The organism is Kordiimonas sp. SCSIO 12603 (genome assembly GCF_024398035.1).
Classification (GTDB): Bacteria; Pseudomonadota; Alphaproteobacteria; order Sphingomonadales; family Kordiimonadaceae; genus Kordiimonas.
Genome location: NZ_CP073748.1, coordinates 1,766,730 through 1,780,381, shown reverse-complemented (window position 1 = coordinate 1,780,381; position 13,652 = coordinate 1,766,730). Strand labels below are relative to the sequence as shown.

At 46.1% G+C, this 13,652-nt stretch carries 15 protein-coding genes; 5 read left to right on the top strand and 10 right to left on the bottom strand.

Features of this window, described 5'->3' with window-relative positions:
- Positions 1 to 152: 152 nt before the first annotated feature.
- Positions 153 to 827, top strand: coding sequence for a nitroreductase (locus KFE96_RS08085; protein WP_255835480.1), 675 nt, complete (start codon positions 153 to 155; stop codon positions 825 to 827).
- Positions 828 to 894: 67 nt separating this feature from the next.
- Positions 895 to 1,263 (top strand): hypothetical protein, encoded by a 369-nt coding sequence (locus KFE96_RS08080; RefSeq protein ID WP_255835479.1) that lies wholly within the window; start codon positions 895 to 897, stop codon positions 1,261 to 1,263.
- 122 nt (positions 1,264 to 1,385) lie between these two features.
- Here the strand turns inward: KFE96_RS08080 and KFE96_RS08075 are convergent, their stop codons facing one another.
- The 6 genes from KFE96_RS08075 to KFE96_RS08050 all read right to left on the bottom strand — a co-directional run bounded on the left by KFE96_RS08075 (position 1,386) and on the right by KFE96_RS08050 (position 8,181).
- Positions 1,386 to 1,724, bottom strand: a complete 339-nt coding sequence (locus KFE96_RS08075) for a hypothetical protein (protein ID WP_255835478.1) — start codon at positions 1,722 to 1,724, stop codon at positions 1,386 to 1,388.
- Positions 1,725 to 1,808: 84 nt separating this feature from the next.
- Positions 1,809 to 4,157, bottom strand: a complete 2,349-nt coding sequence (locus KFE96_RS08070) for a M1 family metallopeptidase (protein WP_255835477.1) — start codon at positions 4,155 to 4,157, stop codon at positions 1,809 to 1,811.
- 114 nt (positions 4,158 to 4,271) lie between these two features.
- Positions 4,272 to 5,039 carry a sulfite exporter TauE/SafE family protein gene (locus KFE96_RS08065; RefSeq protein WP_255835476.1) on the bottom strand — a complete coding sequence of 256 codons (768 nt, stop codon included), beginning with the start codon at positions 5,037 to 5,039 and terminating at the stop codon, positions 4,272 to 4,274.
- Positions 5,040 to 5,083: 44 nt separating this feature from the next.
- A complete protein-coding gene (locus KFE96_RS08060; protein ID WP_255835475.1) occupies positions 5,084 to 5,599 on the bottom strand; it encodes a hypothetical protein in 516 nt (171 codons plus the stop codon).
- A 439-nt stretch (positions 5,600 to 6,038) separates the two neighbouring features.
- Complete coding sequence (locus KFE96_RS08055; protein ID WP_255835474.1) at positions 6,039 to 7,334, bottom strand: metallophosphoesterase; 1,296 nt, start codon at positions 7,332 to 7,334, stop codon at positions 6,039 to 6,041.
- A gap of 64 nt (positions 7,335 to 7,398) precedes the next feature.
- Complete coding sequence (locus KFE96_RS08050; RefSeq protein ID WP_255835473.1) at positions 7,399 to 8,181, bottom strand: helix-turn-helix domain-containing protein; 783 nt, start codon at positions 8,179 to 8,181, stop codon at positions 7,399 to 7,401.
- 122 nt (positions 8,182 to 8,303) lie between these two features.
- Here KFE96_RS08050 and KFE96_RS08045 point away from each other — a divergent pair, with 122 nt between their 5' ends.
- The gene (locus KFE96_RS08045; protein WP_255835472.1) at positions 8,304 to 8,624 is read left to right on the top strand and encodes a hypothetical protein; all 321 of its coding nucleotides are present in this window, start codon (positions 8,304 to 8,306) and stop codon (positions 8,622 to 8,624) included.
- 50 nt (positions 8,625 to 8,674) lie between these two features.
- Here the strand turns inward: KFE96_RS08045 and KFE96_RS08040 are convergent, their stop codons facing one another.
- Positions 8,675 to 8,935: a GIY-YIG nuclease family protein gene (locus KFE96_RS08040; RefSeq protein WP_255835471.1), complete on the bottom strand. Its 261-nt coding sequence runs from the start codon at positions 8,933 to 8,935 to the stop codon at positions 8,675 to 8,677.
- A 75-nt stretch (positions 8,936 to 9,010) separates the two neighbouring features.
- Here KFE96_RS08040 and KFE96_RS08035 point away from each other — a divergent pair, with 75 nt between their 5' ends.
- Positions 9,011 to 9,292, top strand: coding sequence for a DUF1294 domain-containing protein (locus KFE96_RS08035; protein ID WP_255835470.1), 282 nt, complete (start codon positions 9,011 to 9,013; stop codon positions 9,290 to 9,292).
- Here the strand turns inward: KFE96_RS08035 and KFE96_RS08030 are convergent.
- Together KFE96_RS08030 and KFE96_RS08025 are read right to left on the bottom strand one after the other, a co-directional pair.
- Positions 9,282 to 9,815 carry a hypothetical protein gene (locus KFE96_RS08030; RefSeq protein ID WP_255835469.1) on the bottom strand — a complete coding sequence of 178 codons (534 nt, stop codon included), beginning with the start codon at positions 9,813 to 9,815 and terminating at the stop codon, positions 9,282 to 9,284. The two genes, KFE96_RS08035 and KFE96_RS08030, sit on opposite strands and share 11 nt — an antisense overlap.
- 61 nt (positions 9,816 to 9,876) lie before the next feature.
- Positions 9,877 to 11,124, bottom strand: coding sequence for a cytochrome P450 (locus KFE96_RS08025; protein ID WP_255835467.1), 1,248 nt, complete (start codon positions 11,122 to 11,124; stop codon positions 9,877 to 9,879).
- A gap of 127 nt (positions 11,125 to 11,251) precedes the next feature.
- On the opposite strand from KFE96_RS08025, the gene KFE96_RS08020 reads away from it, so the two are divergent.
- Complete coding sequence (locus KFE96_RS08020) at positions 11,252 to 12,130, top strand: LysR family transcriptional regulator (RefSeq protein ID WP_255835466.1); 879 nt, start codon at positions 11,252 to 11,254, stop codon at positions 12,128 to 12,130.
- Between the two features lie 5 nt (positions 12,131 to 12,135).
- Here the strand turns inward: KFE96_RS08020 and KFE96_RS08015 are convergent, their stop codons facing one another.
- On the bottom strand, positions 12,136 to 13,611 hold the full coding sequence (locus KFE96_RS08015) for a DUF2271 domain-containing protein (RefSeq protein WP_255835465.1): 1,476 nt from the start codon (positions 13,609 to 13,611) through the stop codon (positions 12,136 to 12,138).
- Between the last annotated feature and the right edge of the window lie 41 nt (positions 13,612 to 13,652).

Here is a 13,652-nt window from a genome sequence, read left to right as displayed (position 1 = left end):
AGCAGAAAAAACAACAATTGCACCCGGTTACACCCCAATTTGGCGCGGCATCATACCACAGATAAAGAACAGATAGTCGTCTAATCTTAAGTGCTCTTGTTTGTGGCGCTCGCTACCCTAGATACAGTTAAACGATAAACGAGGGATGGAATATGAAAGTAACAGACGCACTCAATAGCCGCATTTCCACACGCGCATTTCTGGATACACCGGTAAGCAAGGAAACCATTACAGACCTTCTTGAGCGCGCGAGCCGTTCGCCTTCAGGCGGTAACCTCCAACCTTGGAAGGTGATTGTGGTAGCGGGCGAGGAAAAAGAAGCTGCCTCCATGGCCGCAAAAATGGCGCTGGCGAATAATCCGAAAGGTGAAGCAGAAGGCGATCTTTCCATTTACCCTGCTGATCTGAAAGAACCATACAGAAGCCGCCGCTATAAGGTAGGTGAAGATATGTATGCGCTTCTTGGTATTCCGCGTGAAGATAAAGCGGCACGTTTTCAGTGGCTCGTGAACAACTTTGATTTCTTCGGCGCCCCTGTTGGCCTGTTTTTCGTGATGGACGAATGTATGGGCAAAGGCCAATTCGCACACCTTGGTATGTTTATGCAGTCTATCGCCCTCGTCGCTGCGGAAATGGGCCTCGCCACCTGCATGCAGGAAGCATGGGGCATGGCTCGCACTTCACTTCACAAGCATTTCGAACTGCCTGAAACTGATATCCTATACTGCGGTATGGCACTTGGCTTTGCGGATAATGAAGCAGAGGTAAATCAGCTTAAAACCGACCGCGCACCCATTGAGGAGTTCACCAGCTTCAAAGGGTATTAAATTAATAGTTGTATTTCACCCCAATAAGATAAATATTGCAAAATCTTTATTTCATTGGGGACATTCTATGATTTCTTTAGACGCTAATGGTAAAAACTTACTCAAATATCTAGTTCAAAAACTCCCTCAAATACAAGTCCATCGCCCTGATCTGTTTCCTCAATATAAACAAACTCATGATGAACTGGGCTTACGTCAGTTAGGGAAAACTTGGGGAGAAAGCCTTCAACCCCAAGGATTAGATAATTTAGGAGAATGGACTAAATTGCATAATCTTCCAGCAATTACAGGGCTAATTGTCAGTGAAGGGACACTATTACCAGGTGGAGGGTTTTACAAATTGTATGGTATCAACCCAAAGGAAGACAATTGGGTTGAGTGGTGGCAAGAACAACTTTCTAAATGCAAAGAGTATAATTGGTTGCAACATCTATAGAATAGAAGATCAATATTGATCTTCTAATTAACCACCTATCTTTTAACAATTCGATATCTATTTCTATTGACTAAATATCACTATACACCCCAAGCTCAAGCCATAGGATGTATAGTGGTATTTTACTGAGCAGTTTTATCCTTGTGAGTCAGAAACCATTTGCTAAGAACTAACTTATACAAACCTCGTTCTGACAGGCTCTTGTTTAAATCATTCAAATATTGATCAGCATCTGAATTCAACAGCTCTCTATGAGCCGTGATATTTGGCTTTCCATATACAAAATAATTTATTCCAAAAAAGAACACCCAATAACCAAATGACCTAATCCAGTTATAAGCGCTGATATCAAAGCCATTTACAATAAAGTTTATAAATAAAACCCAGACCAAACTGATACCAACCAGTATTAAAATGATCTTCAGAGGCAACCAAGCCAGATTAGATTCATTAATCTCCATATTCTCCCCCCACTCTTTCAAGCCTTTACATAAAAAGGCGAAGCCGTGAAGCTTCGCCTTTTGTTTTTCTAATGCAGTAGAAACTTACTGAGCGGTTTCGCCAGCACGTTCCATCATGGTCTTTCTGCCACCGCGGCGCTTAAAGAGTTCAACACGGCTGCGCACAGGGCGACGTGGCCAGTAGTTGTTCTCAAGGTCTGCATCCGCTGTTTCCCGTTTCGGATCAAGCGTGATGGACTTAATTTCCTTTTCAGTCATCACAAGCTTCGAAACTTTATTCGGGTTACGACGCCACAGCTCAGCAGGCCAGCGCTTCATTTCCTTTGTGCCGTCTGTATATTCGATTTCAACAATCACTGGCATCACAAGGCCGCCTTTGTTGGTGAACTCAAGGAAATAGAAGTTTTCTGCCGAATTCAGCGCTTCTTTTTCCCAATCAGACAGGCCATCAAGCAGGCGCTGGTACGCGTTGCGGTCAGCCTCAAGCACAGCTGTTTGAGGATGCTCATTATAGAAATCCTGCAGTTCAGGGCGCTCAAGCACACGGCGGCGCACATCTTTGTGGCGCTCTACTACAAGCGGTGTGCCCTTCTCTGCTTCACGCTCGGCATTATAAGCTGCTTCCACATCAGGGTTTTTGGTGTTCACCGTGCCCCATGTCACTTTATCAAGTGAGATATCCACATGATCAGTGGTGTAGAACCAACCGCGCCAGAACCAATCAAGATCATAACCAGAGGCATCTTCCATCGTACGGAAGAAATCAGCCGGGTACGGGCGCTTGAATTTCCAGCGGCGTGCATACTCTTTGAACGCGTGATCGAATGCTTCGCGGCCCATCACAGTTTCACGAAGAATATTAAACGCCACCGCAGGCTTCTGGTAAGCATTAGCACCAAACTGGATGAGAGATTCAGGATCTGTCATCACAGGCATCTGGTTCTTGCTTGTCATGAAACGGACGATTGTGTGTGGAGCACCACTGTTACCCGGCCAGCCTTCTTCCCATTCCCGGTGTGCAAGACCCTGAAGGAAAGTGTTGAAACCTTCATCCATCCAGAACCAGTCACGCTCAGGCGTGTTTACGATCATTGGGAAATAGTTGTGGCCAACTTCGTGGATAATCACACCAATCAGACCGTATTTTGTACGGCGGCTATATGTGCGTGAACCGTCTGCATGCTCTGTCGGACGTGGCGGGTTAAAGCTGATCATCGGGTATTCCATACCGCTTGTTGCAGAATTTACAGACTGCGCTGTTGGGTATGGGTACGGGAATGTATATTTGGAATATACTTCCAGCGTGTGAACGATCGCTTCTGTGGAATATTTATCCCAAAGCGGCATACCTTCTTCAGGGTAGAATGACATCGCCATGATAGTGCGGTCATCTTCCGCCTGATAGTGGCCCATTGCATCCCACACAAACTTACGCGAGGAAGCCCACGCAAAATCACGCACGTTTTCGGCGCGGAAATTCCATGTTTTTGTATCAGTCGCTTTGCCTTTTTGGGCTTCAAGCGCTTCTTCCTTGGTTACGATGAAAACAGGACGTTTAGCTGTTTTTGCTGTCTCAAGACGTTTGCGCTGTTCTGATGTTAGAACATCTTTACCGTTTGCAAGTTCACCAGTCGCGGAGATGATATGATCTGACGGTACAGTGATTTCTACATCATAATCGCCAAACTCTGTCTGGAATTCACCAAGGCCGTAAAAAGTGCGGTTATTCCATGCGCCATTATCGGTATAGCCTGCAACACGCGGGTACCACTGGCCAAGGTTATAAATCTTGTTACCGTCTTTTTCAAAATGGTGGAAACCAGAACGCTTAATGGCAATCTGCTTACTTTCCACAATATTGTAAGACCACGTGATGTTCAGCTCATGGCTTGCGCCTGGCTTAAGCGGCTTTGGCAGATCAATCCGCATCATAGTGCGCACGATACTGTACGGCAGTGCTTTACCGCCCTTACCTGTTACCGAACCAATTTTGAAACCACCATCGAAGTTCTCGCGGTATTTCATGCGCTCAAGGTTCGTGAAACTCATGCGCTTGGTTGGATTATTTGGTGTGGTTAGATGATCATCCGAATGTTTTGCAAAACGGTTCTGATCAAGCCTTACCCAAATATAACTCAGCGTATGCGGTGAATTGTTTGTGTAAGTGATTTTCTCTGAACCCGTGATGCTTTGATTATCATCATTCAGCGTTACACGGATTTTATAATCCGCACGCTGCTGCCAATATTCCGGCCCAGGATGGCCCGAGGCAATCCGCTGGTCATTTGGTGTTGGCAGGCTTTCATCAAGCTGACGAAACTTATCTTCTTGGCCTGGTTGTTTTGATTGTTTGATCTGCGCATACGCGGGCGCATGCGTGAAGGAGAATACTCCCACTGCAAGCACACAGGCCTGCAAGAAACCCTTGAACATACTGTTCTCCCCTAAATTATGCCCTTGGTGTTGGCCTAAGGCATGCCCAATAACTCGAGCATGCACCCTATCGGGAGAATTTCAAGATTACAATCTTATGCGGTGAACCGAAGTTTAGCTGCGATAATATACATCGAAGAAGAAGTAAGCCGTGATCACAATGCACATCAAAGTTACAAACGTGCGCACATACTTGTCTGGCAGCTTGCGGGCAATCCGCGCTGCCACATAACCGCCCGTGAGCGTACCTAGCAGCATAACACTGCCTTCATACCATGCGATTGCTCCCTGTACAGCAAACAGCACCACTGCAATAATCGCCACACAACTGGAAACCACCAGCTTCAACCCGTTCATGGAATTGATATTGGTGTAACCGGCCAGCACCAGATAGGCGAGAAACAAGATACCTTGCCCCGCGTTAAAGAAACCGCCGTAAGTGTTAATCGCCAGAAGAAACAGGATAATCAGCGCACTGCTGATGAAAGTGCGTTCACCGTTCCCGGCTCCCATAAGGCGCTTGTTGATTTTCCCGCCAAAAATAAACAGCACAGTGGCAAACAGCATCAGCCACGGGATCACTTCCTCAAAAACCGTTGGTGGTGTTTGCAACAGCAGCCACGCGCCCATAGCACCGCCAATCAGCGCAAACCCAATATATTTAGGTAGTTCTTTTCTGTAGCGGATCATATCATGCCGGTAAGCAAATGCCCCGCTGATATAGCCTGACATAGAAGCATAAGTGTTGGTCGCACCCGCGATAATTGGCGGCACCCCAACCGATAAAAGTGCCGGGAAAGTGATAAAGCTGCCACCACCCGCAAGGCTGTTTAAAATACCGCCAAAGAACCCTGCGGCAAAAAGAAGGATAATTTCATACATAAGCGTGGGTATAACAAAGGGAAGCGATAAGGCAAAGTGGCAGTTTATTGAATAACCTTGAAGCCCCCCTTATAAATACGCCAATTCATCAATGAAAATACAACTGATAAACCAATTGATGCAAACGCTACAGAAATCACAATAATTATTTGAGGAATATCTAAATCACCAAGCAAAAAGAGCAAAAACATTCCTTCAAGAGCAACAAGTATCAAGCTAATGACTGCTCCGACAATAAATGGCCCCAACATGATACATAGCTTCCAGAGCAGCCCCCTATATCCACCAAGATCAATTAATTCATCAAACCTATTGCGAACAGCAGAATATAATTTAGGCAACTGACCTTTGTTGGGTTCGGAAACTAATTGATACGAATCTATCCCACTCTTTAAACCATACAATGATCTGATAATCATCATTACGAGCATAAAGTTGACGCCATCCTGGAGCTCGACCAAGCCCATTGTGGTCACTAATCCAATTATGAGGACAATTGGCACTCCAAGAAAAGAGACCCCATATACTGACCCAACAATGCTAAAATATCTTAGCCACATATATTCAATTCCCCCTCGCACTTTATTGCCCTTTTAGTACAAACCATCCTGCGAGAACACTCGGAGAAAAGTGTTTAGCTGATACTCGTATTAGGCTAACGCCTATACATACGGATAAACCACCCTTCAATCACAGCGTTCGAACTATTTTTATTTTGGTAAACTGCTAGTACTTCTTTTGGAGAAAAGAAACATATCTAATGCAACCAATATGGGAATAGGGAAAAGATATACCTGTATTAAATATACGATGTATTCCTCAACAATAAATGCCTCATAGACAAGAAAACCATATACCCCCAATATACTACTAAGAATAGTTGCGATGACTGTCCACCTAGCACTGCATGGCCAACGCTTTCCAAAACGAATACATTTTTTGATAAACTGCTTCACCTTAACCCCAATCAGCTACGAAACCTCTCTTTATAATTACTATCTACCTGTTCGGCACTCGAGATGCGGCGGAGAATAGCCCGAAAAAGGCTTTCAAATCACTCATATTGAAAAGGCTGAAGGAGCGGATTTGATAAGCTTTATCTTCAAATCGTTCCTTGAGGAGCGAGAGCGGTTTAATAACAGGCTGACCATCTTCAAACACCAAAGCTTCCTTTGAGAAATGGGTATTTTCCACGATATAAACATCACCGCCGAACTTTGGAGCTAATGTTTCCGCCTGACTATGACCCACAACGAGATAATCCACGCCAAATTGCTGTTTCGTGCGGTCGATCAAGCCTTGATCAGCCTCCGGGTAATAATCCATGGCGTGCGCATAACCACGGTATTGGGTCAGGGAGTGATTGCCGTGTGTAAGGGCAAAAACATCATCCGAAATTTCAGAATAATTATCCAGTGCTTCGCGGTTCATCGCGTTCAGTTCCTCAATGGTTTTACCACTACTGAGTACAAGCTCACTAATGCCGCCGTGCATATAAAGCACGTTATTGATTTTCGTCATCACTGGCTTGGTCCGCAACCACTGCCCTAGAACCGTGGCATCACGGAGAGCCAAGGGGTACGGCATCATCTGTTCAATCGCCCACAGGTGCTCTGCTTCAACACTTTTGATAAGCCCAATGAACGCATATTGCTCGTGGTTACCGAGGAGGATATGTACCTTACCGCCATAAGCTTCTGCCTGCTGTTCCAGATCATACAGGAACCAGAGAAGATCATACACATACCTGCCACGGTCAAACATATCACCTGCAACAACCAGATGACCACCACCAAAAGCCCAGTTACCAGCCGCATTTAACACACCTGTATCAATCCCCCAACGGAGGAAATAATCCAGATTTCCTTCTAGATCAGATGTAACTGCAACAGGGCCGTCTGTGTTGAAGATTGCCGCATCATTTGTTTTGGCCGGCGGGTAAAAATCATAGCTGTATGCTTTATCACCGCAAGTGACCTTAAGCGGATCATACTCACCAACTTCAGCGGTATGCACACTATTGCCGCACGCCCACTGGGCCGCAAAACTCTTGTCCGCTTTGCGTTCTACAATCGGCCCCTGAATATGCTGAATATTGGGTTCATCAGCTGTAATTGAAAAATCCGCTCGCCACTTTATTCGTCTATCATTAAAAAAGGGCAGATAGATGGCTTGATAAACGCCGCCACTGGTGCGTACGACAGTAGCATTTTCAAGCCACACTCCGAAAACCACTACAAAAAGAAGCAGTAAGGCAGACGCAGCTTTTAAGAGCCTTATTCCCCATTTTTTCATGATGATCCCCCACACTATATTTCATACGCTTTAGTATGGGAATTTTTCTTAATATTACAATATCTTAACTTTGCGACATCATAGTAAAAAACGCAGCGGCTTCAGCGTCTGCCGGGAAAACAAGCTCCAGCCTTAACTCATCAAGCACAATGGCATTAGGCTCAGAAAACTGCGCGATCATCGTCACCGTATTAATCACCGTATCCCCGATTTTGAGTTTTGGACATAGTGCCAGTTCGTGCGGCCCTAAGTGAAGCGGTTCAGGCACATCTGAAAGATAGGCTTTCGCCCGTTCTGCCAATTCCTGCATCCTAGCGTCCGCCGGCGCTTGAAGGGCTTCACTGCGCAGTCGACGGTAAAATGCCCAGGCAACTTCAGGGAAATTCATCACCATATCTCTGAACATACCCGGTGCCATAAAAGCATCCACAAGATTTGGGGTATCCGCACCAGGCGCCATAAACAGTTTTTTCCCGGCTTCGTTAGTTTCAACAAGGTTCCACCAACGATCTACCACATAAGCTGGGAATGGGTCCTGCTGCGCGAGCAGGCGAATAAGCGCATCTTTATAAGGCGTCACTGCCTGATCAGAGATAGAAACCTCAGCATACTGAGGAGCAAGGCCCGCTAGCTCGAAAAGTTTGTTCCGATCACGAAGAGGAATTTCAAGTGCTTCCACAACCTTATGCACTGTATCTTCCTTGGGGCGCGATCTACCCGTCTCCATAAAGCTGATATGCTTCTGAGAGACTTCTGCCCTCAGGCTCAGTTCAAGCTGGCTATGCCCCCTGTGCTGCCGCCACTGTTTCATCAGCCTGCCGAAACCGCTTTGTGCCTGTGCTGTCATATCTGCCTCCTGTTCTCTCGAAATCAGCATACACGAGCAAAAACCTTCCGGCTATTACCTGTTAGGGAATTGCTGCCATTACCTCTCAGGCCATACAATCAGCCCCAACACAGGAGGCGAGAATGAACAACACATTTTTCTGGAAACTGATCTTAGGTATCTTCACAGCTATCACGCTGTATGCCGTTTTTGCGGGCAGCTTATCAGCCGCACTTGATGGCTTGATGGTCATGGGCCCATGGGGATTACAGGTAAGCTTTGATCTGGTGATTGCTTTTGGTATCTGCAATTTTTGGATTTGGCAGGATGCAAAAAGAAAAGGGATTAACCCACTCCCCTACCTTATTGGAACCCTACTTACAGGCAGCATCGCCATTCTTTTTTACATGGCGAAACACACAGGCAAAACCGAGCTTCACGGCAACACAGTTGCAGCGGAATAACCTCCCGCCGCGCTAGCTACTCCGTCTTTCGCGCTTACCTGGCGGGGTAGCTATTTAATAGTCTCAAGTAGTTCTTTCCTGAATTTTCGGTCCCGCTTCAGGTGCCATTCCCGGCTCATAGCTTCACCGCGGGTTTTAAATTCCTCCGTGTGAAGTATTTGCCACTGTCTGCCGCGCGTTGATTTCGCACCTTTTCCGCTGTTATGGGCAGCCAGACGTTTATCTAAATCATTGGTCCAACCCACATAAGTTTGGGCGCGTCCACCATCCTTCGTACCCAAAACATACACATAACAAATTTCATTCAGCATTGACGCGGTTCCATTTTACTTTGGCTGCCTATGCATATTATTCTGCTCACCAATCACAACTATAATCAGTTTGGTATGAACATCACACTCATTATCACCGCTTATTTTGGCACGCTCAGTTTTATAACCTTATGCATGTATGGATGGGATAAACGCGCCTCGATTAAAGGCAATTGGCGGGTAAAGGAAAATACCTTGCACCTGTTCGCCATTCTCGGCGGCTGGCCTGGCGCGATTTGTGGGCAAAAGCTCTTTAGACACAAAACGAAGAAACGGTCGTTTCGCATCCGTTTCTTCGCTACATGTTTTATAAATATCGCGGCCAGTATCTGGCTCTATCAACGCTTTATTCTTTAGTCGTTGCTGCGCAACGTGGATCAGCTTTCTGAAGCGCTGCGATTTGTTTCCGAGTTACAGGAATTGGCAAACAGCCATGGCCCTGCTCACAGATCATATCCCATTTGGGCCGCGCCCGTTCGTGGCATTCAAGGCAGTTGCCACCAAATTTATTCACTGCCTGATCAGTACCGCGCACTCTGATAATGCTACCTTCACCAGAGACATCAATTTCAAAGAATTCCCAATCCTTCGTGCGCGGACTCCAGCCCTTTTCACGTTTTACCATCACTTCCGTTGGCACAAGTTGCACAACAGAACCCGGTGGGTAAACGCCGCCCTTCTTACTGTTTGCAACTTCAAGAGTGGCTTCAAGATCACCCAACAGGTTATCCACATAAAAGTGGCGCACCTTGGTCATCTCAAGCATGCATTTGAAACTTTCGGCAGAAATATCTACAGCTTCATCGGCTGAAGCACCTACAGAAAATAAAACAGCTGCCGCTGCAACTGCTTTGAAAAATTTGGAAGAGTGTTGGCCCATGTTTTTCTCCTTTAAAATTTAAGGTAACCCGAAAAAAGAAGAAAGCAAATGGGCCCTAGCGTTACTCAGGGATGCGCACCATCAAGCGCGAATAGCCGTTTACAAAGCTTGAAGGCACACGTTTTGGATCTTCTAGCACTTCAATATCGGGATAACGTTTCAGAAGTTCTTCCCACAGTATGGTAAGTTGCTGCTCCGCAAGCCGCGCACCTACACAGCGGTGAATACCGGCCCCAAACGCCAAATGTCTGCGTGCATTTTCCCGTTCAATAAACACACGGTCGCCTTCGGGGAACATGTCTTCATCATAGTTACCAGAGGCATACCACATGATAACCTTATCGCCTTTTTTGATCTGCTTACCGCCTACTTCAACATCTTTGAGTGCTGTACGCCGCATATGTGCAAGTGGTGTTTGCCAGCGGATAATCTCAGAAACAAAATTTGGGATAAGAGAATGATCACTCTTTAGTTTCTCATATTCTTCAGGCCAGCGGTTCATGGCAAGGATAGAACCTGTCATGGAATTACGAGTGGTATCGTTTCCGCCCACAATCAGAAGGATAATGTTACCGAGGAATTCCATAGGCGGCATATCGTGCGTAGCTTCACCGTGTGCCAGCATGGAAATAAGTTCGGGCCTTGGCGCTTCAATAGCAGCCTGTTCTCTTAGCTGCTGGAAATACTGAAAACATTCCATCATCTCCGCACGCCACGCATCAATGCTTTCAACAATTTCTCTGTTTTCTTTACCTGTCGCCACATCAGACCAGCGGGTGAGCTTTGCTCTATCTTCAATCGGGAAACCAAAAAGCGTTGCCAGCATCAGGATCGTTAGTTCCACAGAAACATGGCTAACCCAATCAAACGGTTCACCAACTGGCAGGTTTTCCAGCACCTTGATAGTACGCTCACGGATAAGCGGTTCGTAATCCCGCATGCTTTTATTGTTCACTGAAGGTGCTACCACTCGGCGCTGTTCTGTATGCTTTGGAGGATCCATGGCAATGAACATTTCAAGCGGCAGGTCCTCGGTAATATCCGCTACCGTGATACCACCAAACTCCGCACTGGAAGAAAAATCCTTAAAGTTCAGGTTCACATCAGAGATATCTTCAAATCTAGTAAGTGACCAATATGGCCCATACATAGAATCTTCCGCATAGTGCACAGGATCTTCTTTGCGGAGCCGTTCAAAATACGGCCAGATAACATCATCACGGAACAGTTCAGGGTCCGCCAACCGAATATCTTTCAGCGACATTTCAGCTGCGCGTTTCCTGTGAAATTCTAGTGATGCCGTATCCATGGGTGACCCTCCCAATAATTATCCTCTCCCAAGTCCAAAAGCCTGACAGTTAAACTTAGTAAGCTCAAATGAATTAATTCGCACAGAGATGAATTGAATTCACCTCGCATCGCTCTATTTGCAGGATATGAGCAAATTACCGCCACTAGATAGACTGAGAGCAACAGAAGCCGCGGCGCGGTTGAAGAGCTTCAAATTAGCCGCTGCTGAGATTGGCATAACACCCTCAGCCGTGAGCCACAGAATACGTGCACTTGAAGCAGATATGGGAGCACCGCTTTTTATCAGGCACGGCAGTGGTGTAATACCCACTGAAACAGGTGCCAAGCTAGCCCAAACAATTTCTGCATCTCTCGGAGCTATTGAGAGGACCTGGAATGAACTCGCGTATGAAGCCAAAGAAAAACCCATTAAAGTGTCGTGCGCTCAAACACTTAGCTCGAATTTCCTTATCCCGCGTCTTGCCGATCACAACAAAAGGCATGCGAGTTTTAATGTTGAAATTATCACTTCAAATGACTTTGGATTGGTTGAACAGGGAACAGCGGATATCAGCCTTCATATTGGTACAGAACCTCAAACTCATTTAAATGCAGATAAACTTAGCCCAATCCGCTTCCTGCTGGTCAGCGCAAAAGATAGAGTAAGCTCGCACCTGAAGAACGGTAAACTCTCTGGACCATTACTGGCCATGAAGGCCCAACCAGATATGTGGGATTTATTCACTAGATACAGCAAAATTGAAATAGCAGAAGGCACCAAACTGCTGTGGTTTGATGCTTTCCAAAATGTTCTGACAGCTATTCAAAATGGCTTAGGGGCTACACTTATCCCCGAATGGTTACTGCCACAAATCTCAGAATCTTATGGTGTCGCGGCTGTTAGTACACAATCCATTGATGCAAATATGGCCTACTGGTTGATCAGTCAACCTGATCCTGCAAGCACAGCCGAAGTAAACAACATTAAGTCCTGGGTTAAAACCTGCGTTCGGGAAAACCTGTAACATTTCTATCTTTTGATATTTTCACCAAAGTAAACAGCCACATCACCGAGCTCTCCCTCAGCAGCTTGAGTAAGAGAAAAGGCTTCATTCTTCATCGAGATAGGAATTTGACGGTAAGTATGCCCGCCATGCTCACGAGCAACTTCGATATGAAGAATATAATCCCCCTCATTTACGGGTTTTCCGTAATCGTCTCTACCGTCCCAAGTAATATTATACTTGCCAGGCATGCGTGTGGGCCGGGTTACACCGTCTACTACTGCTTTCACTTTGCGCCCGTAACGCCGCCACCATACATAGGTTTCTTCCATCCACTCTTTACTCGTGCCAAGTAAAAGCAAGCTCCGAACCAGTTCTCGTTTCGTGTCTGTCACCCAAATGCCCACGTAGGGACGTTTGTAATTGCCTTCATCTTTATCAGGGATGTCAAAGTTCACTTTGAAGCGAAAATCATTCTTCCAGGCCACCTCATTCGAGACATGGTTAGCAGCTAATAATTTATGCCAACCCTTTGATGGAAACTGCCGCCCATCAGGGGAAACAATCAGCGCTTCTACACCAGCCAAGCTGTCTATCAACTGTAAACCTTCCCCAATAGGCATCACAGAGAGAGCAGTGGCGAGCGCATCCGCTGTCATAGCATCATCCGCCACGACAGTAGCCGCTGGCGCATTTTCTACAGGCCAACCAGTTTTAGGATCAATAATCTGGCTATAATTCTGCCCACCAACACTGAATGTACGCGTGCGGTGCCCGCTGGATGCCACCGCCTTTCCTGAGAGCGTAAGTGTCGCCATAAATCCTGCATTGTCAGCGATATCAAAGGGGTTTGCTATTCCGATGGTCCAGACTGGCTTTGCCACGGCTCCGCCCCAATAAAGCGCGTCTCCTCCGATATCCAGTTTAATGCCTGTCGCTTCAGGCACATATGATCGTGCTACTTTTAATGCACTATCGAGAATGTATCCTTTTGAAAGCGCTGTGGGATCAAGCTTAATACCATGAATATCCACAGCACCCTCAGATATCTCCATCGGCGTTCTGGAAATCTTGTCAAGCAACTCATCCAGTTCTGCTTTATCAGGCAAATTGCCGCTCTTCACAGCATCAGCCCACATAGCTTTAATATTACCTAGCTGGCAACTGAGATTCCCCTTGGTTTGTTCTTGCCAATATTCGCAAGCTTCTAGCACCAACTGCATATCTTTAGAGATTGATACCTGCCCCGCGTTTAGTTCAGCAAGCTCGCTATTTTTCCAGGCCGGACTAAAGACCAATTGCAAACGTTTGATTTCCAACACTGCAGCTTCAATTGCCTTGGTAGCCGTTTCCTTCTTGGCGCCATGGACCACCATATCAAAGGAAGTGCCGAGAATATTTTCTCGGTGATCAGAAACTGTTTCAGCGTGCAAAGGAAAAACAAGCCCAGAGATAATCCCCAGACTTGCCAGAATTGTTGAAGAACGTAAGCGCACCATCATTATCACCAGCAAATACAAATATTTTTGGCAATAAGAATGAT